At 41.9% G+C, this 26734-nt stretch carries 15 protein-coding genes; 14 read left to right on the forward strand and 1 reads right to left on the reverse strand.

Going from position 1 to position 26734, the window contains the following annotated elements; translation table 11 throughout:
- Positions 1-103 precede the first annotated feature (103 nt).
- Complete coding sequence (locus ACFO6W_RS04705) at positions 104-754, reverse strand: hypothetical protein (RefSeq protein ID WP_379994214.1); 651 nt, start codon at positions 752-754, stop codon at positions 104-106.
- Positions 755-1034: 280 nt separating this feature from the next.
- Here ACFO6W_RS04705 and ACFO6W_RS04710 point away from each other — a divergent pair, with 280 nt between their 5' ends.
- The 14 genes from ACFO6W_RS04710 (at position 1035) to ACFO6W_RS04775 (ending at position 26410) form a co-directional block, all read left to right on the forward strand.
- Positions 1035-2000, forward strand: a complete 966-nt coding sequence (locus ACFO6W_RS04710; RefSeq protein ID WP_379994215.1) for a DUF5106 domain-containing protein — start codon at positions 1035-1037, stop codon at positions 1998-2000.
- A gap of 48 nt (positions 2001-2048) precedes the next feature.
- The gene (locus ACFO6W_RS04715; RefSeq protein WP_379994216.1) at positions 2049-2504 is read left to right on the forward strand and encodes a DUF6769 family protein; all 456 of its coding nucleotides are present in this window, start codon (positions 2049-2051) and stop codon (positions 2502-2504) included.
- Between the two features lie 90 nt (positions 2505-2594).
- On the forward strand, positions 2595-3848 hold the full coding sequence (locus tag ACFO6W_RS04720) for an efflux RND transporter periplasmic adaptor subunit (RefSeq protein WP_379994217.1): 1254 nt from the start codon (positions 2595-2597) through the stop codon (positions 3846-3848).
- Positions 3849-3989: 141 nt separating this feature from the next.
- On the forward strand, positions 3990-7088 hold the full coding sequence (locus tag ACFO6W_RS04725) for an efflux RND transporter permease subunit (protein ID WP_379994218.1): 3099 nt from the start codon (positions 3990-3992) through the stop codon (positions 7086-7088).
- A 17-nt stretch (positions 7089-7105) separates the two neighbouring features.
- Complete coding sequence (locus tag ACFO6W_RS04730; protein WP_379994219.1) at positions 7106-8287, forward strand: TolC family protein; 1182 nt, start codon at positions 7106-7108, stop codon at positions 8285-8287.
- 161 nt (positions 8288-8448) lie between these two features.
- Positions 8449-11274 (forward strand): triple tyrosine motif-containing protein, encoded by a 2826-nt coding sequence (locus ACFO6W_RS04735; RefSeq protein WP_379994220.1) that lies wholly within the window; start codon positions 8449-8451, stop codon positions 11272-11274.
- 305 nt (positions 11275-11579) lie between these two features.
- Entirely contained in the window at positions 11580-14660 is a 3081-nt protein-coding gene (locus ACFO6W_RS04740; RefSeq protein WP_379994221.1) for a SusC/RagA family TonB-linked outer membrane protein, read from the forward strand.
- Positions 14661-14673: 13 nt separating this feature from the next.
- On the forward strand, positions 14674-16194 hold the full coding sequence (locus tag ACFO6W_RS04745; RefSeq protein WP_379994222.1) for a RagB/SusD family nutrient uptake outer membrane protein: 1521 nt from the start codon (positions 14674-14676) through the stop codon (positions 16192-16194).
- A gap of 191 nt (positions 16195-16385) precedes the next feature.
- Positions 16386-18680 (forward strand): beta-glucosidase BglX, encoded by a 2295-nt coding sequence (gene bglX / locus ACFO6W_RS04750; protein WP_379994223.1) that lies wholly within the window; start codon positions 16386-16388, stop codon positions 18678-18680.
- 19 nt (positions 18681-18699) lie between these two features.
- The gene (locus ACFO6W_RS04755; RefSeq protein ID WP_379994224.1) at positions 18700-20061 is read left to right on the forward strand and encodes a glucoamylase family protein; all 1362 of its coding nucleotides are present in this window, start codon (positions 18700-18702) and stop codon (positions 20059-20061) included.
- A gap of 152 nt (positions 20062-20213) precedes the next feature.
- On the forward strand, positions 20214-20978 hold the full coding sequence (locus tag ACFO6W_RS04760; RefSeq protein WP_379994225.1) for a carboxylesterase family protein: 765 nt from the start codon (positions 20214-20216) through the stop codon (positions 20976-20978).
- Between the two features lie 744 nt (positions 20979-21722).
- On the forward strand, positions 21723-23669 hold the full coding sequence (locus ACFO6W_RS04765) for an ABC-F family ATP-binding cassette domain-containing protein (protein ID WP_379994226.1): 1947 nt from the start codon (positions 21723-21725) through the stop codon (positions 23667-23669).
- Positions 23670-23688: 19 nt separating this feature from the next.
- Positions 23689-24354 carry a GDSL-type esterase/lipase family protein gene (locus tag ACFO6W_RS04770; RefSeq protein ID WP_379994227.1) on the forward strand — a complete coding sequence of 222 codons (666 nt, stop codon included), beginning with the start codon at positions 23689-23691 and terminating at the stop codon, positions 24352-24354.
- Positions 24355-24364: 10 nt separating this feature from the next.
- Entirely contained in the window at positions 24365-26410 is a 2046-nt protein-coding gene (locus tag ACFO6W_RS04775) for a M13 family metallopeptidase (protein WP_379994228.1), read from the forward strand.
- Positions 26411-26734: the final 324 nt, after the last annotated feature.

The raw sequence follows: 26734 nt of genomic DNA on the forward strand, positions 1-26734 counted from the left end.
TATTTTCTTCAAAACGTAGAAAACAAAAAGTGATCGGAATTTCTTCCGACCACTCCTGCCAATACGGTACTCTTTTTTATCTGGTTTATCAATACGTGCCGCTTTATTCAATCTCCAATTCATTAAGTTCTACTGAGAATGTGGAATATCCAACTCCTTCCCATTTTCCGTAGACTTCAACCACTTTGCCTGTCTCTTTACCTACGAATGTGGCTATGTATGATGTCCGTACTACGCGTTTCTTGAAAGTCCTGTCCACTTTCAGGCTTTTGAATGACGGGACGGTCAGTTTATCTGCAATCTTAGTTGTATCTGCAGATTCCTCCGGCAACTCCGAATATTTCCATTCGGTATTGCCGCTGACAGTGAACCATTTCTCTTTCTCAAACGTGTCAGAATCTACGCTATACGGTATTCCGATTGTTATAGAATCGTTTATCTCTATATTCTGTTCAGGCTTGTTCTCAGGCATAAATTGGGATTTCTGCTTCAGGTCTTCACAAACCGGATTTACGGAAGAAACAGTTATTTCAGAAGCAGTCTTATTGGTAAATACTATAGAAGGGGCTGTATATAAAGATTCCTCTACGCCGTCGCCTTCCCGGAAGGAATACTTGATACCGCTAAATACATAAGTCTCTGTCTTTTGCCCATTATTGCTTTCTCCCGATGGTGAGATCTCAGTTTCCGATTCGTTGCTACAGGAGGGAGTAAGTATTATCACAGACAATAATAGCACTAGGATTTTTTTCATATTGTTTTTTATTAGGTCATATTTATAAACCAAAGATAGGGATTATTTATCTGGAGATTGCCCGGAGACGGTTAAGAAACTGTTTCAAATTCGGTTATATAAATATAGCTCTCTTTATTTAATACCCGTTATATCCCCGGATTTTGTCTTTAGCCCCTGTTATTTTGATGATATCTGACATAATACAAAAAACGAAGAGAATCAAACTATTACTGCTCTTCTTTGTTTTAATATAAAATGTTAAAATGCTATCTTTGCAGATATTTAATTGATATAGGATATGAAATACTTTATACTAATAGCCGTTATAGCCGTACTTGGTTTTTATTCTTGTAGTAATAGCAAACCATTGCAGAATAATGCATCTGCACAGGAAACGGAAGTTGAGGAGAGAACGGCTGTGGAATTGCCGGAGGTACCGGAAGAACTTACCGCGCCTGTGGACAGAGCCAATTTTTTGATTACCCATTACTGGGATAATTTCGATTTTTCAGATACAACATATATCCATCTGCCTGATATAACCGAGCAGGCTCTTGCTAATTATGTACAGATTTTGCCTGTAGCAGATAAGAATATTGCCGAACAATCTATAGCCGCTTTATTGAAGAAGGCAGAGCATCAGAAAACACCGGAGATGTATTTTTTCTTCACAAATAACTTCGAGAAGTATCTGTATGATCCTAATTCCTTTATGCGTAATGAAGAGTATTATATTCCCGTGGCTAAATATATACTGACTGATTCTGTAACAGGTGATGTAGAAAAGGAGAAAATCAGATTTAAGCTGGAAATGATGGAAAAAAACAGGCCCGGGCAGATAGCCGCCGATATCACCTATACCCTGAGTTCCGGAAAAACGGGTACACTTCACAGATTAGATGCGGGATATACTTTGCTGATGTTCTACAATCCCGATTGTCATACCTGTGCCGAAAATATAGTTTATTTGAAACAATCCCCCGTTATAAATAAGATACACGAGTCAGGCGGGCTTAAAGTATTGACTTTTTATCCTGATGCAGACTTAAGTATCTGGCAAAATCACCAGAAGGATATTCCTGCGTCATGGATAAACGGTTATGACAAGAATCAAACGGTGTTGAACAAGAAAGTCTACGATCTGAAAGCAATTCCTACGCTTTATCTTTTAGACAAGGATAAGCGCATATTACTAAAGGATGCTACTGCCCAGAAAATAGAATCTTACATAAAGGATCATAACCCAATGCTATTTTCCGATTGATGAAGAGGATATCAGGTTTTTTTAAGAAAAAATCATATCTTTGCATATATGAAAAAGGTAAAACGACTGCTTACTCTGACGTTATTGATGCTTGCCAATATATTCTTATTGGCGCATTCTGTTTTACCTCATTCCCATCATGATGGTGCCGTTTGCTTCTCTCTGGAGGAAATCGTTCATCAACATCATTGTTCGGGTCAACATGACGACTTAGGAGACTGCTGTTGCGAGCATGACAAGCATCACCATCATTCATCTTCAGAAGACTGCGATCTGAAAGAAATCGTTCTTCGACAGAATAATGATCTTCATGACGATATACTTCCCTGCGCTAATTGCTTGTCCTTATTGTTTACAATAAATCCTCTGAGTGAGCTTTATCTGGAAGCTCCCGAATTTGGACAGAGGTTACAACAGAAACCGTATTTAGAAAACTATATTCCTCCTTTCGTAGGCTCAGTAAAAAGTCTGCGCGCTCCTCCCGTATCTTATTTTTTAGGTTAATATTTTATAGAAACTTTATCTATGTCATTGAGAAGAGGAAGTAAAAAACCTCACTCTTTGTTATGTCAGAAAATCTAAAAAATAAGAATAATGAAAAAATATATAATTTATTTCGCCTGTCTGTTGGCGATATTATGGAGTTGTAATTCCAAACCTAAAACAGACGATCACGCGGGACACAATCATACATCCGAATCGCAAGAGGGGCATAATCATGCAGAAGGTGAGGAGTGCAATCATGACCATGAACAAGAGGCTGAGCACAACCATGCCGGGGGTGAAGAATGCGATCACGATCATGGAAAAGAAGAACAGGCTCATGGTGATGAAATATTATTTACACCCGAACAGGCCAGGCAGGCTGGTTTGGAAGTGTTTAACGTAAAGCCTGACAAGTTTCATCAGGTGATAAAGACCGGCGGGCAGATATTATCGGCACAAGGCGATGAAGTAACTGTTTCCGCTACTTCGAGCGGTATCGTATCTTTTAATAAAGCATCGCTGAATGAGGGTGCAACTGTAAAAGGAGGCGAGTCTCTGGTCAGCATCTCCTCGAAAAACCTTGTAGATGGAGACCCTTCCGTAAAAGCGAAAACAGCGTATGATATAGCTCAACGCGAGTACCAACGCGCAGAATCCCTGATCGGGGATAAACTGATTTCACAAAAAGAATACAACGAGATAAAGCTGAATTATGAGAATGCAAAAGTATCATATCAGGCCATAGGTCAGCGTTCCACAGCAAGAGGCATCAGTATTTCTGCTCCTATCAGCGGGTTTGTAAAAAGTAAACTGGTATCCGAAGGTCAATATGTGGATGTGGGCCAGCCATTAATGACTGTGACACAGAACAGGAAGTTGCAACTTCGGGCCGATGTGTCGGAGCGCTATTATAAAGATTTGGGAAGCATTACATCCGCTAACTTCAAAACTTCGTATGACAATACGGTTTACCGTCTTTCAGATCTGAACGGCCGCATTGTCTCATACGGCCGTTCAACAAACAGTCAGGAGTATTATCTACCAGCTAACTTTGAGTTTGACAATATAGGGCAGGTTGTTTCCGGCTCTTATGTGGAAGTTTATCTGTTGGGACAGCCGAGGGAAAATGTCCTGGCGATTCCCGCTTCTGCTCTTACAGAGGAACAAGGCGTTTATTTCGTCTATTTGCAGACTCATCCCGATGCCTACAAAAAACAGGAAGTCAGGATAGGAACAAATGACGGGAGTCTTGTAGAAATACTTTCGGGATTAAAGACGGGAGATAAGGTTGTAAGTAAAGGTGCATATCATATTAAACTGGCATCGGCTTCAGCGGCTATTCCTCATGCTCATGAACACTAAATTATTAATGTGTCAATATGCCAATGTGAAAATTAGCAAATATGCACATGATGGACAAATTAACCAGTAGATACAGAAAAATACATGCAGTAGACCATCTTATTGCTTGTAACTTGTAACTCGTCAACTTGTAACTTATTTATGCTGAATAAAATAATACAATTCTCACTCAACAACCGTCTTGTGGTGTTGATTGGCGCGGTGCTCCTGCTTATAGGCGGGTTCTATACCGCAAAGAATATGGAAATAGATGTATTTCCCGATCTGAATGCGCCTACCGTAGTGATAATGACCGAAGCAAACGGAATGGCTCCCGAAGAAGTGGAACGCCTGGTTTCTTTTCCTATAGAAACGGCTGTAAACGGAGCTACGGATGTACGTCGTGTGCGGTCGTCCTCTACTACCGGGTTTTCAGTGGTCTGGGTCGAGTTTGATTGGGGTACCGATATATATAAGGCCCGTCAGATTGTTACCGAAAAACTCGCCGCATTGGGTGATGCCCTGCCCGAAAATATAGGCCAACCTACTTTGGGACCTCAGTCTTCAATCCTCGGGGAAGTAATGATTATCGGTCTTACTTCCGATTCTACTTCATTGCTCGACTTGCGGACTATCGCTGACTGGACAATCCGTCCACGGCTTCTATCTACCGGTGGTGTGGCTCAGGTTACGGTAATAGGCGGCGATATAGAAGAATATCAGATACTCATCGATCCGGGGCGTATGAAGCACTATGGTGTGACTCTTGATGAAGTATTGCAGGTAACACGCAATATGAATCAGAATGCGTCCGGAGGCATCTTGTACGAATATGGGAATGAATATATTGTAAGAGGTGTACTCCAAAGCGCTGATATATCGGAATTGGGTAAGGCCGTTGTAAAAAAGGTAGGCGAAAGTCCTATCCTTATCAGCGATGTAGCCGAAATAAAGATAGGAGCAAAAACTCCGAGACTGGGAATAGCTTCGGAGAAGACAAAACCTGCCATACTGATAACTGTCACCAAACAACCGAATACCAATACAATAGAACTGTCTGATAAACTGGATGTTTCTCTTGCCGGATTACAGAAGAATATTCCTTCCGATATAAAAATATCCACAGATATATTTCGTCAGGAACGATTTATAAACAACTCGATAAATAATGTACAGAAATCGCTGTATGAAGGAGCGATATTTGTCGTTATTATCCTGTTTATATTCCTGATGAACGGGCGTACTACATTTATCTCCTTGATGGCTCTGCCTTTGTCGTTGCTCACCTCGATCCTTGCTCTGAAACTAATGGGACTGACAATTAATACGATGAGCCTGGGAGGGATGGCTATCGCAATCGGTTCTCTGGTAGATGATGCTATTATTGATGTGGAAAATGTATTCAAACGCTTGCGTGAAAACAGGCAAAGGCCGAAAGAAGAACAACACTCCGTGCTGACTGTCGTTTTCGAGGCCTCGAAGGAAGTACGTATGCCGATACTTAATTCTACACTGATTATTGTCACCAGTTTTATCCCGTTGTTTTTCCTTAGTGGGATGGAAGGGCGTATGCTTGTGCCACTGGGTATTGCCTTTATTGTAGCATTGTTTGCCTCGACCGTTGTCGCTCTGACAGTGACTCCCGTATTATGTAGTTATCTGTTGGGTAAGAACAAGAAGAATAAGGAGGAGAAAGAACCTGTCTTTGTGGTTAAATTAAAAGCTGTTTATGAAAAAAGCCTGCATTGGGCATTAGAAAAACAGAAAATTGTACTGGGAGTGACAGGAGTATTGTTAGTGTCCGCTATTATCATATTCTTTACATTCGGACGTAACTTTTTACCTCCGTTCAATGAAGGTTCATTTACTGTTACGATAAATACCTTACCGGGTATATCGCTGGAAGAATCGGATAAAATAGGAACTATGGCCGAGCAGGCCATCCTTAGTGTACCCGAGATACAGACAGTAGGCCGTAAGACAGGCCGGGCAGAGCTTGACGAACATTCATTCGGCGTAAATACATCGGAGATAGAAGCCCCGTTTATACTCAAAGACCGCTCACAGGATGAGATGATAGCCGAGCTTCGCGAAAAGCTGAACGCTATTCCCGGTATCAGTGTCGAAATCGGGCAACCTATATCGCACCGTATAGATCATATGCTTTCGGGTACAAAAGCCAATATTGCGATTAAATTGTTTGGTACGGACCTGAATAAGTTGTATTCGTTAGGTAATGAAATCAAATCTTCGATAGAAAGTATCGAGGGTGTTGCCGACCTGAATGTAGAACAACAGGTAGAGCGTCCGCAATTGAAGATAACTCCAAAGCGTGAGATGCTGGCAAAATACGGAATTACATTGCCGCAATTCTCCGATTTTGTAACAGTCATGTTGTCCGGGGAAGTTGTATCGCAAGTTTACAGGGATGGTAAAAGCTTTGACCTCACATTGAAAGCATCGGACGATTATAAAGATCAGGCGGACAAAATACGGAATCTGATGATAGATGCCGGCGATAAGAAAATACCTTTTGAATATGTTGCGGTGGTAACTTCATCCACAGGTCCCAACACCGTAAACCGTGAAAATGCACAGCGTAAAATTGTTGTTTCCGCCAATGTCGCCGATCGCGATTTGCGCAGTGTAGTTAATGATATCAGGGAAAAGGTCGACGGGGATATTACGTTGCCGGAGGGTTATCACATCGAGTATGGAGGACAGTTCGAAAGTGAACAGGCCGCATCGAGAATATTGCTTATTGTGTCTGTTTTTGCTATTATGATTATATTTCTATTGTTGTTCAATCAGTTCCGGAATATCACTCAATCGGCAGTAATACTTCTAAATCTTCCGTTGGCCCTTATCGGGGGAGTATATGCTATTTTGTTTACTTCGGGAGAAATAAGTATCCCTGCCATTATCGGATTTATAGCATTATTCGGGATTGCGACACGGAATGGCATTTTGCTGATGGCGCATTACAATGATTTGGGTAATCATGGATATTCTGTGAATAAGAGTATTCTGCAAGGATCTCTTGATCGTCTGAATCCTATTTTGATGACTGCTTTGTGTTCGGGGTTAGCCCTTATTCCATTGGCTATTCAGGGAGATCTTCCGGGGAATGAGATACAAAGCCCTATGGCAAAAGTTATACTCGGAGGGTTGCTGACGTCCACTTTATTGAATATGTATGTCGTACCTATTATCTACAGGATGCTGAAAAACCGTAAAGAGGTAAAACAAGAGGTTGTTTGACAAAAAAGAATCAAATTATGAGAACAGTAATATATATACTTTTATTATCGCTGCTGTCTGTTGTTCGTGTTGAGGCACAGGATACATTCAGTAAGGTGTTGGGAAGCATAGAAGCGAACAATACAACACTGAAGGCGTACCGGGAACAAGCCAATGCCGATAAGATCGGTAACAGGACCGGCATAAATATGGCTAATCCTGAAGTTGAATTCGGTTATCTCTGGGGGAGTCCTGCCGGAGAAGGCAACCGTACGGATCTGAATGTAACGCAATCTTTCGATTTTCCTACTGCTTACCGCTACAAATCTCAGTTAGCAGCAGGTAAGAATAAGCAGGTCGATCTGACCTATGACCAACAACACAGGGAGATTATGCAGCAGGCACGCGCTTTGTGTGTGGAACTTACCTACCGGACAAAGTTGAATGAACAACTGGCCCAGCGTCTGGAGTCTGCCAGGGAATTGTCTGATGCTTACCAGAAACGTTTCAACCAGGGAGATATAGATGTTCTGGAGAGGAATAAAACCAAACTGGATTTACTCAATACAGAAAAGTTGTATCAGATAAACATGGTTGAAATAAATACGCTGAAAGCCGAACTACAACGGTTGAATGGTGGGGAGCCGGTCCCATATTCGTTCGGTGATTATCCGGACTACCTTTTTCCGCTTGATTTTACAGAATGGTTCGAAAGGGTAAAAGAAAACAATCCCTCGTTGCGTCTGGCCGAACAAGAAATTGAGTTGAGTAAAAAACAGGAGCAACTGACCCGCGCACTGAATCTGCCGAAAATTACAGCCGGCTACACAAGCGAACGTATTCTCGGTACTACATTGCAGGGTTTTACAGTTGGTGTCTCCATCCCTTTATGGGAAGGAAAGAATACCGTAAAGCACCGTAAAGCGCAGACTGTAGCTTTGCAGATGCAGCACGCTGATACCAAACTGCAATTTCAGAATGTATTAAAGAATCAATATGATAAAGCCTCTAAGCTTTCTGTATTACTGAATGAATATCAGGAGACACTGAAGGTTACGAACAATCGCGATTTGTTGAAAAAGGCTTTGGATAAAGGCCAGTTGTCTCTCATAAACTATCTGTTGGAACTTTCGGTATATTATGAAACGACAGATAAGTATTATGAAACGGAAAGGGATTATCAGCTAGCTGTGAGTGAGTTGCAGCAATGGGAACGATAGTTTTTTTACAATTTATATGCATGAAAGGCATCCGTTGGCAATAGCGGATGCCTTTGCTCCGTTTACATCCGGTGAACCAAGTGGACTTAGAGATGTTATTTTAATAAAATTATGCTATTTTTGAATGTCAAAATAGAACCCTTCTTAAAACTGTGGACCTTATGAAGCGATTATCCGGATATATTATCTTAATCATACTGCTGCTAACTACCATCTCTGCTTTTTCCAATAAGCCGCATATTATAAACTTGTACAGGGAAAAATATCAGGCTGATAACAAAAACTGGTCGATAGGACAGGATGAAAGAGGTACTATGTATTTCGGGAATGATATAGGATTGCTCGAATTTGATGGTATAGAATGGAATCTTAACCGGATACCGAATTCATTGATCGCCAGGTCTGTTGCAGTAATGTCGCACAAAACCGTATTCACAGGGAGCTACGAAGAATTTGGCCGCTGGGATAGAGATATTTCGGGGAAGCTTGTTTACACTTCCTTAAGTGATAGCCTGGATAAGGCGCTCTTCAAAAATGATGATTTCTGGAAAATCTGGATTGCGAGCGATTGTGTCTATTTCCAGTCGTTTAGCTCTATATATGTTTATGACTATAATACGGTAAAGCGAATACCGTCCGAGAAAGGCTTCCTGTTCCTTTCAAAAGTACGGGATGAATTTCTTGTACAACAAATGCTGGGTTCGCTTTTCCGCCTGAAGGGGGATAGGCTGGAGAAAATAGAGGGGAGCGAGTTTTTTGAAGGTACGGACGTCCGTGTTATTCTGCCTTACAAGAAAGATCAATACCTGATAGGCACTACATCCAAAGGTATTTATATCTATGACGGGAAGAGCTTTAGAGAGTGGAATCCGCAGCTTTCGGGTATAATGAATTTAAAGGAACTGAGTTGCGGGGTATTGTCTTCGAAAGGATCGTATTATCTGGGTACTATTCTGGATGGGATCTACGAGGTTGACATTGATGGGCGGATTATAGACCATATATCTTCCGAAAATACACTCCAGAATAATACGGTGCTTTCTTTGTATGAAGATAATCTGGGTAATATCTGGGCTGCACTGGATCGTGGAATAGCATATATTCAATACATTGAGAATATGAGTTGTTATACAGATCCCGGAGGAAATACCGGAGCTGTGTATTGTGCCGTGCTTTGGGATAATAAGCTCTTTATTGGTACCAATCAGGGTGTGTTTTACATAGAGAAAGAGGGATTGAATAAGCCGAACGCTCTCTCCGATATGAAACTGATAGATGGGACACAGGGTCAGGTCTGGGCACTCAAGGTTGTTGATGGCGTTCTATATTGTTGCCATAACAAAGGGTTGAAGGAAATTCATAAAAACCTGTCGGTTACCGACGCATTTGCTATAGGTACGGGTATATATAACTTGTCTGAAGCTAAGGTAAGGGATCATGATTTATTGGTGCTTTCCACATATAGTTCGATAAGGATAGTAGATAAGAAAACAGGCCGGGTTTATACTCCCGGCCAGATATCCGAACCAATCATAAATGCTGAGTTTGATCATTTAGGAAACATATGGCTCGAACATTTCAATAGGGGAGTATATCGTTGTAAGCTGGAAGATGATTTTTCGGGTTTCCGGTCTTTTTCATATTATGGAGGTAATAATAAGGACGGATTACCTTATAAACTGAAAATATTTAAGGTTGGAGGGCGTATAGTTTTACTGGGGGACAATCGGTTTTATACATATGATGATATTGAAAACAAGATTGTGTCCAGTTCTTTGCTGAATGAATGTTTCAGTACCGTGCATAATATAAGGCAGATAATTCCGATAAGAGAAAATCAGTTTTGGGCATTGACAGAGGCTGCTATATATAAGTTTTTCTACGATGGTTATGAAATAGCTATAACAGAGAATTATAATTTGGGAATGAACTTGTCTCTTGTTAATGCATATGAGAATGTTTCCATACTAAATGAAACCACGAGCCTCATCTGTCTCGATAATGGGTTTCTGCTATACAATAAAACGACGAAAAGCAAAAATAGCCTTTATAAAGAATTGTTAGCTCCGTATTTTGAATCTATGCGGACTGTAAATATTGACGGCCATATAGAATATAAGGATATAACAAAAAGTACAGAAGTATCTTATAGTTTCAATACTGTAACATTTACCTTTTCATCCAATAATGCGTTTGCCTCAAACTTATCATTTCAGTATATGCTGGAAAATGTGGATAAGGACTGGTCTGTGCCTCAAAAAGTCAATAGCGTTTCTTATGCCCGGCTTCCCCAGGGAAAATATAGGTTTATGATACGGACAATAGATAGTCTGGGTAATTTTTCAGATTCGGTTTCCTATGAATTCGAAATACTGTCTCCCTGGTATCAGACTATCTGGGCATATATGCTTTATATACTGATAATAGTCGGAATATTATATACTACATGGTTGCTGATCCTTCGCCGCTACCGCAACCTTCATTTGCAGAAAATCAGGCAGCGTGAAACAAGGCGTTTGCGGGTATTAGCAGGAGAATTACAGCAGGAAGTGGAACAGAAAAGCGCAGAATTGCTTACTCAGACCTCATTTATCATACAAAAAAATGAACTGATTCTGCGAATAAAAGATATAGTGGATGATTTCTATTCAAAGAACAAGATAAATGCGTTATTGCCTTTATATCACAGGATAAATTCTCTCCTCAATAATAACATGAACTCTGAAGATGACTGGAAAATGTTCCTTATAAAATTTGAAGAGAAACATACCGGATTCTTTAAAAAAATGAAGACCTTATATCCTCAATTGACGAACAATGACCTCCGGCTTTGTGCCTGTCTCAAGCTAAATTTGGAGACAAAAGAAATAGCTTCGTTGATGAATCTTTCGATAAGAGCCGTAGAAAACAGCCGTTACAGGCTGCGAAAAAAATTAAATATCCAACCTTCCCAGAACTTGAATGAGTTTTTTCTTGAAATAGATTGATCGTATTAATTCATTGTTTATTAATCTATTATTTTATTTTGAGAGGTAATAGTGAGGTTGTGGTACTGTTAAAACGTGGAGGTGTGTAATTACGGTGTATTAACTTTTCGAAACACTTTTGTCAGATTATCTACATTTGACATAAAATCTAATATCACGGCATAGATACGATATGGTAATCTAATATCTCTTTTCTCAACCAAAATTAAAGCCTAAAAAATATTTTAAGAATAATTACCATTTCTTTTCAGTCGTTCATAGTAGATTTTTGTTTGATAATGTGTGTTTAAATAAAAAGTAAAACTATGAAAAGTAAACCTAAAAGAACATTTATTACATTAGGAACCGGCTCCTTCTTTATGAGGAGTTTTATGTTCCTTGCTTGCCTTTTACTGGTGAGTACTGTAAGTATTTATGCTCAGACAAAGACTATTACCGGTAAGGTGGCGGATGTCGCCGGCGAACCTCTGATTGGCGTAAGTATTAAGATACAGGGAACCACCTCTGGTACTGTTACAGATGTTGACGGTACATATTCCCTGACGGCCAAATCTGGAGATGTCTTGGAATTCTCTTATGTAGGGATGAAAACGCAATTGGTTACAGTAAGTTCTCAGTCTACAATAAATATGACACTGGAAGATGATGCCCAACTGCTCTCCGAAACTGTAGTAATCGGTTATGGTACAGCTAAGAAACGCGACCTGACAGGTTCTATCGTGAGTATCAAGGCTGATGAGATCGCAAACAGACCATCTGCCAATCCATTGGCTAGTTTGCAGGGTAAAGTGGCTGGTGTTCAGGTGGTGAATACAGGTATTGCGGGACAAGATCCTGAAATCCGGATTCGTGGTACGAATTCGATCAACGGTTACAAACCTCTTTATATTGTAGATGGGTTGTTCAATGATAATATCAGTTTCCTGAATTCTGCCGATATTGAATCGATGGAAATACTTAAAGACCCTTCATCTCTTGCTATATTCGGTGTACGTGGTGCCAATGGGGTTATCATCGTTACAACCAAGAAAGCTAAGGAAGGACAGACCCTGGTTAATATCAATACATCTTTTGGTTTCAAGTCAGTAGTGGACAAGATTAAGATGGCAGATGCAACTCAGTTTAAAGAACTTTATTCGGAGCAATTGGCAAATCAGGGCGCAGCAGCATTTGATTATACAAGATGGACTGCCGATACTGACTGGCAGGATGAAATATTCCAGACAGGTTTCATTACGAACAACAATATCAGCATAACATCTTCTACCGAAAAGAATAAATTCTATATGGGTGTAGGTTATACATCGGAAGAAGGTAACCTGAAGCACGAGGAATATAATAAGGTTACGATCAATTTGAGTAGCGATTATAATATCACAAAAAATCTGAAAGTCGGATTCCAGTTTAACGGAGCCCGTGCGACCCCTCTCAATACGGCAATCGGCTTATACACTGATGGGGTGAAGAGGGCTTTGTATGCAGCACCTATTGCAGCACCATACAATGAACAAGAAGGCTTGTTCAATACGCTTCCTGCTTTCCAGAAAAATGAGGTGTCGAATCCTATGAGCTTTGTGGAATTACAAAAAGGAGTGAACAAAGTTATTGATTACAGGGCTTCCGGAAACGTGTACGGAGACCTTACTTTTTTAAAGAATTTCAACTTCCGGATAATGTACTCTTTGGATTTCGGGTCTTATGACAGCAGGCTGTATACACCAAAAAGGACATTGTTTGATGTGGATACCCAGCAGGCAGTTGTAATGGGTGATGGAAAAACAGCCGTAGAACAGCAAAAACAGAATGAAACAAAGGTTCAGGCCGATTACCTTTTGACTTATACGAACACCTTCGATAAGCATAATATCACAGCAACAGCGGGTTTCACGACTTATTACAACAGCCTGTCAAGCCTTACCGCCAAGCGTGCCGAAGGAAACGGGCTTCCGATTGCTAACGACCCGGACAAATGGTTCGTAAGTATTGGCGACCCGGATGCATCTACTACGGGAAGTACCCAATGGGAGCGTTCTACAGTGTCATTCCTTCTAAGGGCGTTGTATAACTATAACAACAAATATTTGTTCAACGGGTCGTTCCGCCGCGATGGTTCATCCGCTTTCTTCTACACCGGTAACCAGTGGCAGAATTTCTACTCTTTCGGTGGCGGTTGGATCATCAGTGAAGAGGACTTTATGAAGGATAACGGTATTTTTGATTACCTGAAGCTGAAAGGTTCATGGGGTACATTAGGGAACCAGAATATGAGCAGGGTTTATCCGGCTGAACCTATATTGACCAATACCACATCTGCCGTATTCGGTGATAATATTATCCCGGGATATAGCAAACAGTATCTTCCTAATCCTAACCTGAAATGGGAAAAAGTTGAAGCTTGGGAAGCCGGACTGGAAGCTTATTTCCTGAAAAACAAATTGAACTTTGAAGGAGTTTATTATAAAAAGAACACAAAAGACCTGTTGGCCGAAGTACCGGGTATCGCAGGAACTACGCCGGGGCTTGGTAATTTAGGAGAAATAGAAAATAAAGGGGTGGAATTATCCCTGTCATGGAACGACAAGATTGGTTCGGACTGGAGATACGGGGTTAACGCCAATCTGACAACAATCAAGAATAAAGTCATATCCCTCGTTCAGGAAGGATACAGGATTACAGATGGTACTTCCGGACTTCCGATGATGTCGTATACAGAGGCCGGATACCCGATCGGATATTTCTACGGGTATAAGGTGGAAGGTGTATATCAGTCGGCCGACGATATTGCAAACTCCCCTGTAAACAAGTTAGTGACAGTAAGACCCGGAGACCTTAAATTCAAAGATGTGACAGGTGATGGAGAGATTACGACTGCAGACAGAACAATGATAGGTAATCCTACCCCGGATTTCACATACGGCATTTCCTTTAATCTTGGATATAAGAACTTCGATCTGTCTGTTGATATGATGGGCGTGGCGGGCAATGAAATATACCGTACATGGAATATTTATGAATGGTCCCAATTCAATTATCTCGAAGGCCGTATGAATAGGTGGCACGGAGAAGGAACATCAAACTGGGAACCTGTTTTGAACAGATCCCGCGCTATCAACGGAAAAGATTATCCGTCGGAATATTTTCTCGAAGATGGTAGTTTCTTCCGTATCAGAAACATACAATTTGGATATACATTCAGCTCCGAATTGTTGAAGAAACTAAGCATGAGGTCTCTTAGAGTATATATAAATGCACAGAACCCTAAGACTTGGAAGAATAATACCGGGTATTCGCCTGAAATAGGTGGTAGCGCTACTGCATTCGGTATAGATTCTAATCCATATCCAATACCTGCGGTTTATACATTTGGTTTAAATCTCACATTTTAATAGGTAAAATATTATGAAACGAATTTTTAATAAATATATATATGTAACGATAATCGCTGTAATAGCATTATCTATTGTCGGGTGTAGCGATTTTCTGGACAGAAGCCCTCAGGGAAGCTTTACTGAAGACGATGATACCAGCGGTGGCCTGGAAGCAAATGTATTCGGTGTTTACTCAAAAATGAGAAGCTATAATATAACAGCTGGTATTCCGGCCTTTGCTGTGCACATGTTCCGGTCCGAAGACTCGGAAAAGGGTAGTACAGATAATGACGGGCCGGATAATGCCCGGTTCTGGGACGATTTTGAATACACTCCGTCGAATGGTATACTTGGAACATACTGGAACCACAACTATTCCATTATACACGATTGTAACTCGGTGATCGATACTTTGCGGAAAATAAATAATCCTGAATTTAATAGCCTGGAAGCCGAAGCTAAGTTCTTCAGGGCATACTGTTATTTCAATCTGGTGAGAGCCTGGGGCGACGTACCTTTGATCGATTTCAAGATCACAGATGCTTCACAGGCCAATATAGCCAAAAGCCCGGCATCGGCAATATATCAGTTAATTGATGCCGACCTGACTTATGCTACTGCTAATCTTCCTGTAAGTTGGGAGGCTAAATATGTAGGCCGCCTGACATGGGGGGCTGCGAGATCGTTGCATGCCCGTACGTACATGATGCGTAACGACTGGGGCAACATGCTGGCTGCTTCCAAGGAGGTTATTGATTCTAAGATATATAATCTGAATACCGCAGTAGATCAGGTATTTACTGATGCCGGTGAAAACTGTGGCGAATCTATATTCGAACTGCAATGTACAGCTACTTCGGCTAAACCAGCCAGTACGGACATCGGTAGCCAGTTTTGCCAGGTACAGGGAGTCAGAGGAGCCGGTGAATGGAATCTTGGCTGGGGCTGGCATATGGCTACAAGCGAAGTGGCAAAAGCTTTTGAGCCCGGAGATCCCCGTAAAGATGCTACACTGTTATATTTCAGAAGACCGGGCGAACCGATCACTCCGGAAAATACGAACAAACCATACGGGGAATCCCCCGAGTCTTCCGCTATGGGTGCATACTTCAACAAGAAAGCTTATACGAATCCTGCAATGAGAGCTAAATATACAAGAGAAGGATTTTGGGTTAATATACGTATTATCCGTTACCCGGATGTAATTCTTATGGCGGCAGAAGCGGCAAATGAGACGGGTAACACGGACGATGCATTGGAATATCTGGAAATGGTAAGAGCCCATGCCAGAGGTGCCAGTTCTTCTATTTTACCAAAAGTAACAACGACGGATATGGTTGAACTGAGAAAAGCGATACAACGTGAAAGAAGGGCGGAATTAGCTCTTGAGCCGGATCGTTTCTACGATTTGGTACGTTGGGGTACTGCGACAGAGGTGCTACATGCTGCCGGTAAAACGAATTATCAGAACAAACACGCTCTGCTTCCGGTTCCTCAATCGGAAATAGACAAGTCAAACGGAGTTTTGAAGCAAAATCCGGACTATTTGTAAAGATTGTTATTGGTTGATTGGTAAAGGCGTATCGAAAGAATTTTTTTCTTTACCGCAAAGGCCGCAACGTTTTTCGCGAATTTAGCGTGATTGTTTGCATCCTTTGCGGTTACGGCTTTTGATACAGCTTTGACGTTATGTGAACTTAAAAGGAGAAAAAGGTAATAAAAAGGCAAAAAGGTTAAAAAATTATGAAAAGGTTATTGGTTCTGGCGTTAAGCCTTTGTACTCTCGGCTTGACAGCACAGAAAAACGTGTCGAAGGATCCTAAGATGGATAAGTTTGTAAGTGACTTGATGGGCAAAATGACGCTGGAAGAAAAGATAGGACAGCTCAATCTGCCGAGTTCCGGGGATATTACTACCGGACAGGCCAAAAGCAGCAACATTGCCGAGAAGATCAAGAAAGGAGAAGTCGGAGGTCTGTTCAATATAAAAGGTGTTGAAAAAATCAGGGATGTACAACGAATTGCCGTAGAAGAAAGCCGTCTTAAAATTCCTTTGATATTCGGGATGGATGTTATTCACGGATATGAGACTGTATTTCCTATTCCGTTAGGCCTGGCTGCTACTTGGAATATGGCTGCCATAGAGCAATCGGCACGTATTGCGGCGATTGAAGCCAGTGCAGATGGTATCAGCTGGACTTTCAGCCCTATGGTGGATATTTCCCGCGATCCTCGCTGGGGACGTTTCTCGGAAGGGAGCGGTGAAGATCCTTATCTCGGAGGACAGATAGCAAAAGCGATGATTCATGGTTATCAGGGAGTAGGAGACAAGGCTTATGCGCTCAATTCGAATATAATGGCTTGTGTGAAGCATTATGCATTATATGGCGCGGGTGAAGCCGGCCGGGATTATAATACCGTGGATATGAGCCGTATTCGTATGTTCAATGAATATCTGTATCCTTATCAGGCTGCTGTGGATGCAGGTGTCGGTAGTGTGATGGCTTCATTTAACGAGGTAGACGGAGTCCCTGCTACCGCAAATAAATGGCTGATGACAGATGTACTGCGCGACAAATGGGGATTCAAAGGATTTGTAGTAACCGACTATACAGGTATCAGCGAAATGATAGATCACGGTATAGGAGATTTGCAAACCGTTTCGGCCCGCGCTCTAAAGGCTGGTATTGATATGGATATGGTCAGTGAAGGACTGGCTACCGTAGGTAAATCGCTCAGAGAAGGAAAAGTTACTCAAGCCGAAATAGATCAGGCATGCCGCCGTGTATTGGAAGCCAAGTATAAACTGGGTTTATTTGCCGATCCTTATAAATATTGTGATGTAAATCGTGCCAAAACAGAGATATATACACCGGAACACCGTGCTGTAGCGCGAAAAATAGCTTCGGAAAGTTTTGTACTGCTTAAAAACGCCAACAATACGCTGCCATTGAAAAAACAAGGCACTATTGCTGTCGTAGGTCCATTGGCTGATACCCGTTCAAATATGCCGGGCACATGGAGCGTGGCCGTGAACCTCGATACTGCCAGGACAGTTGTGGAGGGAGTACAGGCTGTAGCCGGAGCGAATGTAAAGGTCGTATATGCGAAAGGCAGCCATCTGATAAGTGATCCTGTTTATGAAGAGCATGCCACTATGTTTGGCCGTACTCTTCACAGAGATAAAGAGACACGCTCGGATGAAGAGATGCTGAAAGAGGCTTTGGATGTAGCGAAGAGCGCGGATGTAATCGTGGCTGCTCTCGGCGAATCGTCGGAGATGAGCGGTGAATCGAGCAGCCGTACCAACCTGGATATTCCGGATGTACAAAAAACTCTATTGAAGGAATTATTAAAAACAGGCAAACCCGTTGTATTGGTATTATTCACAGGCCGCCCTTTAACCCTGACATGGGAAAACGAAAATGTACCCGCTATCCTGAATGTTTGGTTTGGTGGGACGGAAGCAGCGGAAGCCATCGGCGATGTATTGTTCGGGGATGTTAACCCAAGCGGTAAGCTGATAGCTACTTTCCCTAAAAATGTAGGACAAATACCATTATTCTATAATCATAAGAATACTGGCCGTCCGCTTCAGGAGGGAAAATGGTTTGAGAAGTTCCGTAGCAACTATCTCGATGTAGACAACGATCCGCTTTATCCGTTCGGATATGGCCTTAGTTATACGACGTTCGAATATAGCGATGTGAAATTGAGTTCTGCATCTATTGATGGCAAAGGGGAACTGACAGCGAGTGTAACAGTAACCAATAAAGGAAAAGCTGATGGAGCGGAAGTTGTACAGTTGTATATCCGCGACCTCGTAGGCAGTGTAACCCGTCCCGTGAAAGAGTTGAAAGGATTCGAAAAAGTATTTATCAGGGCCGGTGAATCTAAAACGGTAAGTTTCAGGATCACTCCCGAATTATTGAAGTTCTATAATTACAACCTTGATTATGTGTTCGAACCCGGGGATTTCGATGTAATGATCGGAGGAAACAGTCATGATGTTAAATCGGCGCGATTCACATTGAATTAAATCATTAAACAGGAAAAATATGAAAAAGATACATCTTTCTTTTATCCTGCTTGGTTTGCTATCTGTTATCGTTAGTTGTAATCGTAGTCCGTCAACTAATCGGACGGAAAATAACAGCGACTCGACAGAGATATCAGATGAGGCTTTGCTGGATAGTGTTCAGCGCAGGACGTTCCTGTATTTTTGGGATGGAGCCGAGCCAAACAGCGGGATGGCACGCGAACGTTTTCATGTAGACGGAGAATATCCGCAAAATGACAAAAGTACAGTTACATCCGGCGGTAGCGGATTTGGTATAATGGCTATGGTTGCCGGAATCGAACGTGGCTATGTTACACGGCAACAAGGTCTGGAGCGTATGATCCGGATTGTAAATTTTCTGGAAAAGGCCGACTCTTTCCACGGTGTATATCCTCACTGGTGGGATGGCGAAACCGGAAAAGTGAAGGGTTTCAGCGATAAGGACAATGGCGGAGATTTAGTGGAAACCTCTTTCCTGCTACAAGGACTACTGGCTTTGCATCAGTACTACGTTGATGGTTCGGACCCTGAAAGAGCTTTGGCTGCACGTATTGATAAAATATGGAAGAATGTAGACTGGAACTGGCATCGAAACAGCAAAAACGTATTGTACTGGCATTGGAGTCCCAATCACTCATGGGAAATGAATTTCCCTATACGGGGGTATAACGAATGCCTTATTACATATGTACTGGCGGCTTGCTCACCTACACATGGCGTACCTGCCGAAGTATATCATGAAGGCTGGGCCGAAGGTGGTAAAATAATAGGGACGCATGAACTGGAAGGCTATACATTAAACATGCGTTATCAGAGTAATAGCGGAGTGGGGTCTTTGTTCTGGGCGCATTATTCTTTCCTTGGCCTTAATCCTACAGGACTGAAAGATAAATATGCCGATTATTTCCAGGAAATGAAGCATTATACTTTGATTAACCGGGCTTATTGTATCCGCAATCCGAAGGGGTATAAGGGATATGGTGAAGATGCCTGGGGATTGACAGCCAGTTATTCCGTAAAAGGATATGCAGCCCACGAACCGGATGAGGCCGGCGATCATGGCGTAATAGCTCCTACTGCGGCATTATCTTCTATTGTTTACACACCGGAAGAATCGATGAAAGTAATGAGGAATCTGTATAATATGGGAGATAAAGTATGGGGACAATATGGGTTTTATGATGCATACAGTGAAACTGATAATTGGTATCCGAAACGTTATCTGGCTATCGATCAGGGGCCTATAGCGGTTATGATAGAGAACTACCGTTCGCAACTGTTGTGGAATCTTTTTATGAGCCATCCCGATGTGCAAAGAGGACTGAAAAAATTAGGTTTTGAATCATTTGCATTAAAATAAATACTCTTTTTTTGCTAAGGGCCGTATCCAGGTACGGCCTTTTATCCGGATAAATATCCAACAGGAACTATTATAAGGCCGGGAGCTTTGAAATATGAGCGGAACTGAGGCTTTATGGCTATCTTTGATAGTCTAATATTAAATATATAATTATGAAAAGGAGTATCTTCATTTTTATCTTGTTTGTATGTACTGTGTATGGCTTTGCCCAGTTCAGGAATGCCTCGTATATGGTAAACGGATATACCTTGCCTTATCTGGTAATGTTTCCGGAAAACTATGATGCTACTAAACAATATCCATTGGTAGTAATGTTGCACGGTGCGGGAGAACGCGGCGACGATAACCAAAAGCAGCTGACGCATGGCAAGCAGTTTTTGTCAGAACACTTTCAGTCTGCCTATCCGGCTGTCGTTATTGTACCGCAATGTCCTGCAAATAGTTACTGGTCTAATGTAGTGAGGCATCAGATCGATGATAAGATGACCCTGACCTTCGGATTGTCCGACGAACCTACACAATCGATGAAGACGGTTATGGGGCTTATTCAGGATTGGTTATCGTCCGGTAAGGTAGATGTGAGCAGAGTGTATATAGGAGGTCTTTCTATGGGAGGGATGGGTACCCTGGAAATATTGTGGCGTATGCCCGGGACTTTTGCCGCGGCATTCCCTATATGTGGAGGAGCTGATTTAAGCAAGCTTCCGTTATATGCGAAGCATACAGCAGTATGGCTTTTCCACGGGGATGACGATTCGGTGGTTCCGGTAACGAACTCCAGAGATATTTACGCGCGGCTGAAAACATTGGGCTGTGATGTCGAATATACTGAGTATAAAGGAGTGAATCATGGCAGTTGGGTGAATGCTTTCGCTGAAAAGGAGTTGGTTCCCTGGCTGTTTAAGCATAAAAAATAAAAGATTGGTTTGGTTATATTTTAAGGCAAGGTTGTTTTAGGTTGGGCTGTCTGTTAAATAATATTCAGTTCAGTATGTAAGTGGTTAGAAAGGCTGTATAATGATTGTATCATTATGCAGCCTTTCCTTTATTCTGCAAATCAAGGGCTAAGATTACCATACAAATGATAGTTGATTTTAGAAAATACTTTATCTATATAGTAAGCAGTGATACGTTACGGGTAAACAAGATACGGATTATACAGCTAACTGTAAAAACTGTTACCTATGTTACTTTTTAACTATATATTGTAAATATAGGTTAACACAAAGCGGTCTTTGAAATGATTATTGTTAATGAAGAGTGGAAAAGGTTACAATTGAAGAGACAGAAAGAGTGTTACCTTTTAGTAAGTAATAAGTTTTAAGTAATAAGTAAATAGATACGAGTAAACAAGATACCAGATACGAGTTGATGACTGTTAACTGTTTACTGTTAACTGATATATCTGTTACCTTTGTTACTTTTTAATAAAAGCCTCAGTGAGACTCAGTGTCTTCTCAGTGGTTCTCAGTGTAACATAAAAAAACTGTTACTTTTGTTACCTTTTAACAAGTAACAGCAATCTTGTTGCTTCGGCAAACATTGTTTGGTATATTGACGATCAGCATATTTTTATTTTCCCAAATAGCTTATTTAGCCCTGTTTCTATTTAGCTATCAACAAAATTCCCTACTTTTGCATAGATTTAAAATATATTAATTGTGATTTCAGTAGAAGGACTTACGGTAGAATTCGGAGGATTTACCCTCTTTGATGATATATCGTTCGTAGTGAATAAAAAAGACAGGATTGCCCTTGTGGGGAAAAACGGAGCGGGTAAATCTACCATGCTCAAAATATTTGCAGGATTGCAACCACCTACACGAGGCAATATCTCGTATCCCAAAGATATAACAATCGGCTATTTGCCCCAACATATGACCCTCAAAGAGGGGAATACGGTTTTTGAAGAAGCATCCCTGGCTTTCGAACATATTCAGAAAATGGAAGCCGAACTGGAGTATGTCAACCAACAACTTGCCGAAAGAACGGATTACGAATCGGAAGCATACCATAACCTGATAGAGAAATCAGCCCATCTGAACGAACAGTTTCTGATGTCGGGCGGAAATAACTTTCAGGCTGAAATAGAGAAAACTCTGACCGGTTTAGGTTTTAACCGTACGGATTTTACCCGCCCCACCAGCGAATTCAGCGGAGGATGGCGTATGCGTATAGAACTGGCTAAGTTGCTGCTTCAACGACCGGAAGTTTTACTCCTCGACGAGCCGACCAACCATCTGGATATAGAATCCATTCAATGGCTCGAAAACTTTCTGGCAACCCGTGCTAATGCCGTGATTCTTGTTTCGCACGACAGGGCTTTTCTGGATGCGGTTACACAGCGCACGGTGGAAATATCTCTCGGGCGTATTTACGATTATAAAGTCCCGTATTCTAAATATGTGGAACTGCGCAAAGAGCATAGGGAACATCAGATGCGTGCTTTCGAAAACCAGCAGAAACAGATACAGAAGACCGAAGAGTTTATCGAACGTTTCCGTTATAAGGCAACAAAAGCCGTACAGGTACAATCGCGAATCAAGCAGCTCGATAAAATAGAGCGGCTCGAGGTGGATGACGAAGATAATGCCATGCTGAATCTGAAATTTCCACCGGCTCCCCGTTCCGGTTCGTATCCCGTGATAACTGAAAATGTGGAGAAGAGTTATGGCGATCATCTTATATTCAGGGATGTGACCTTCACTATCAACAGAGGGGACAAAGTCGCTTTTGTAGGTAAGAACGGAGAAGGTAAATCTACGTTGGTAAAGTGTATCATGGGTGAAACCGACTTTAAAGGAAAATTGGAGCTGGGGCATAATGTAAAGATCGGTTATTTCGCCCAGAACCAGGCTCAATTGCTCGATGAGGAGAGAACCGTGTTTGAAACAATAGACTATGTTGCTGTGGGCGATATTCGTACTAAAATACGGGATATACTCGGCGCTTTTATGTTTGGTGGCGAAGCCTCTGATAAGAAGGTGAAGGTCCTTTCGGGAGGAGAACGCAGCCGTCTGGCGATGATCCGCTTATTGCTAGAACCTGTAAACCTGCTGATCCTGGATGAGCCTACCAATCACCTCGATATGAAATCGAAAGATGTCCTGAAAGATGCATTGAGGGAATTTGAGGGCACCGTGATTGTTGTATCGCACGACCGTGATTTCCTGAACGGTTTGGTGGATAAGGTATATGAATTTGGCAACCGGCAGGTGAAAGAGCATCTTGGAGGAATCTATGAGTTCCTGCAACGCAAAAAGATGGATAGCCTTAAAGAACTGGAAGTGTCGGCGAATGTCTCTTCCAGAAATGAGGAGCCGGAGAAAATAGCGGAAGACCCTGTAAGTAAGCTTTCTTATGGGGAACGTAAAGAGTTGAGCCGCCAGATAAAGAGAATAGAAAAACAAATCTCGGATATTGAGCATACAATTGAGAACAAAGAAAGCGAGATAGCAGATATTGAAATGAAACTGGCTACGCCCGAAGGTACGGCTGATACTTCCCTTTTCGAGAAACACGGGCAACTGGCAAAGGAACTGGAGAAGGATATGATCCGGTGGGAGGAACTGACGGTGGAACTGGAGAATATGAAGAATAATACTTAACCTGATAATAAGATTTACTATGAGAACCAATTTGCTGATATTATTGTTATCACTATCGGCCTGCGTGATGGGGCAGGAAATTAAAGAGAATATTTTGGATAATCAGATTTATATAGACCGGATGGCCGTATTTAAGGCCAATCCCCTGGAACACGGGCAGATCGTATTTCTTGGCAACAGCCTTACCCAAGCAGGGAAATGGGAAGAATACTTTCCCGGAATGAATGTTGCAAACCGGGGCATTGCCGGCGATAATGTGTTCGGTATGCTGGGGCGCCTGCGAGAGATAATCGACGCCAAACCGATGAAACTCTTTCTAATGGCGGGAATCAATGATATTTCGTTAGGACGTTCGAATGAAAAGATAATGGTCGGCATCAAATCCCTCATTTATCAGGTAAAAAGCGGAAGTCCCGATACGCAGATATTTGTACAGAGCCTGCTACCTATGAATAAGGATGTCTGCATGTATGAACGGATGAGGGGTAAGGAAAAGCAGATCGAAGACCTGAATAAGGAAATCCGCAGGTTCTGCAAAGAAGAATCCATTACATTTATAGACCTGTACCCGTTCTTCCTTGCAAAGAAACGTTTGCTGAATGCCGGATATACGGGTGACGGGCTTCATCTGAATGATGCGGGTTATGCCGTTTGGAAAGAACAATTACAATCATATATCTATTAATTTATAACAAATGAGAACAATTTATTATTTACCGATTGCTGTTCTCGCCTTTGCTTCCGTCAGTTGCAAAGACAAGACAAATACTCAGACGAACGTGGAAGTGAAAAGCTTTGATATTGCCAATCTGGATACTACAGCTATCCCCAGCAACGATTTTTATCAGTATGCTACAGGCGGATGGGCAAAAGCCAATCCGATAAAGGATGAATATGCCCGTTACGGCTCTTTCGACCAGCTGGCAGAAGAGAACCAGAAACAAGTGAAAGGTCTGATTGAAGACCTGGGAAAGACAGAGCATAAACAAGGTTCTGTAGAGCAAAAGATCGGAGACTTGTTTGCTATCGGTATGGATAGCACAAAGCTCAATGCCGATGGGGCAAAACCTATTCAACAGCAGCTTGACGCGATTAAAAAAGCAGCCAGTACAGCGGATATCATTAAGTTATCCGGCGAATTGAGGAAATATGCAAGCTCTCCTTTCCTCGCTCTTTATGTGGGTGCCGACGATAAGAACAGTGCGATGAATATCGTTCAGCTATATCAGGGTGGACTGGGACTTGGCGAACGTGAATATTATGTTGCTACCGATTCCACTTCTGTTGCTATCCGTAAAGGATATAGCGATTTGATCCGGATACAGTTTGTAAATGCAGGGTATGCAGAAGCCGATGCGGTAAAAGCTGCCGATGCAGTTCTTAAAATAGAAACGGCTTTGGCTCAGGACCACTTCAAGAAAGAGGATACCAGAAAGCCTGAACTGAACTATCATAAGATGAAAGTTGAGGAACTGAACAAATCCGTTGCCAACTTCGACTGGAAAGCATTCTTCGATGCTGCCGAGGCGAAAGACTTTACTGAGATCAATGTGGCTCAGGTAAAACCGGTTGCTACAGCCGTAAAACTTATCCAGACACTACCTCTTGAAGAATCGAAAGCATATCTTTCGTGGTGTGTGATCGATGCCGCGGCTTCGTATCTGAGCGATAACTTCGTAAATGCCAATTTTGACTTCTATGGTAAACAACTAAGTGGCCGTAAGGCATTACAACCCCGCTGGAAGCGTACGGTAAGCACTGTCGACGGTGCATTGAGCGAAGCTGTGGGACAAATGTATGTTGCTAAGTATTTCCCTGCCGAAGCCAAAGAAAGAATGGTGAAACTGGTGAAAAACCTGCAAGTGACTTTGGGTGAGCGTATCAACAACCTCACATGGATGAGTCTTGAAACGAAGCAGAAAGCTCAGGAAAAACTGAATGCTTTTAATGTGAAAATCGGCTATCCGGACAAATGGAAGGACTATACAACCCTCGAAATCAAGAAAGACGAAAGCTATTGGGCCAATATGGTCAGGGCTGAACAATTTTCTTATAACGAGATGATTAAGAAAATCAATAAGCCTGTGGATAAGGAAGAATGGCATATGCCGCCGCAAATGGTGAATGCATATTACAATCCTACGACTAACGAAATCTGTTTCCCTGCCGGTATCCTGCAACCTCCGTTCTTCTATCTGGATGCTGATGATGCTGTAAACTACGGGGCAATCGGTGTTGTTATCGGTCACGAGATGTCTCATGGCTTCGACGATCAGGGTAGCCAGTACGATAAAGCAGGGAACCTCGCAAACTGGTGGACAGCAGACGATTCCAAGAAGTTTACCGAAAGAGCGCAAGTACTTGTCCAACATTTCAGCAGGATAGAAGTCCTACCGGGCGTATTTGCCAACGGTGAATTTACACTGGGAGAAAATATCGGTGACTTCGGCGGCCTGCAAATATCCTATAATGCATTCGAAAAGACTGATGAAGCTAAAGCTGGTGCCAAAATAGACGGCTTTACCCCTGCCCAGCGTTTCTTCCTTTCCTATGCTGGTGTATGGGCTGGTAATATCCGTGATGAAGAAATACTCCGCCGTACCAAAATGGACCCTCACTCATTGGGAAAATGGCGTGTAAACGGTGCTCTGCCACATATCAATGCATGGTATGATGCATTTGGTATTACAGAGAAAGATTCCTTGTTCCTTCCTAAGGATAAACGTGCAGATATCTGGTAACTGATTTTTTAATGTGCTGATGAAATAATGTGCCGATATGCCAATGAGTAAATCCGGAAATTAGCAAATTGCCTGATACCGGAACTTGTATTCATTGGCATATCGGCATATTTGACAATTGGCACATTACTTCTAATTCTTAGTCAGGTCTTTTACTGTTTTCAGTCAACAGTGAGCAGCCTGCTAACCCGTAACTCGTAACTTTCAAAAAAAGGTAACAGATATATCAGTAAACAGTTACCAGTAAACAATTAGAACTCCTTTATACTTACTACTTGTTAAAAAGTAACATAGGTAACAGTTTTTACAGTTAACTGCAAATAA

Origin of the sequence: Dysgonomonas termitidis, assembly GCF_042654545.1 — a bacterium.
Lineage (GTDB): Bacteria > Bacteroidota > Bacteroidia > Bacteroidales > Dysgonomonadaceae > Dysgonomonas > Dysgonomonas termitidis.